Source organism: Streptomyces sp. SID14478 (assembly GCF_010548525.1).
Lineage (GTDB): Bacteria > Actinomycetota > Actinomycetes > Streptomycetales > Streptomycetaceae > Streptomyces.
Map to the genome: position 1 here is coordinate 1 of NZ_JAAGMG010000661.1, position 579 is coordinate 579.

The 579-nt window shown below is 73.9% G+C and carries 1 protein-coding gene; it reads left to right on the forward strand.

The window, feature by feature from the left end:
- Positions 1–305: 305 nt before the first annotated feature.
- On the forward strand, positions 306–579 hold a 274-nt coding region (locus G3I40_RS21775; protein WP_164303814.1), incomplete at its 3' end, for an ATP-binding cassette domain-containing protein.

Genomic DNA, 579 nt, shown 5'->3' on the forward strand with positions numbered 1-579 from the left:
GCGCGGGCCTGGGCGAGCAGGTCGAGGGCGGCGGGCGGGGCGCCCGCCCGGCGCAGTACGGGGTGGACGTCGGTCGCGGGTCCGGTCAGTGAGGGGGCAGGGCCGGTGGTGGCGCGGCGGCGTGCGGCGGCTGCGGGGTACCTGGCCATGACGAACCTCCTGTCGTCTGAGTGACGGCGCAGTGGCCGTATGTGCCCATCGTGGGGTACGCCACTGACAATCGGCTCTGACCTGGGCTTTTGCTTCGATCGAAGGTTCGGGCTAATTTTTGCACTGACCAGTCAGTTCAATTCTCAGGGGGGACCGTGGACGGTCCGGAGGGCGGTGCGGCCGTGACGGCCGCGGGGTTCGGGCTGAAGGGGCCGCGCGGCTGGGCGTTCCGCGGTGTCGACGTCGACGCGGCGCCGGGCTCGCTCGTCGCGGTCGAGGGACCGTCCGGCAGCGGCCGCACCTGCCTGCTGCTCGCCCTGACGGGCCGCATGCGCGCCTCGGAAGGGGAGGCCACGGTGGACGGCTTCCGGCTGCCGAAGCACCTGGCCGCCGTGCGGCGGGTGAGCGCCCTCGCGCACGTGCCCGGGG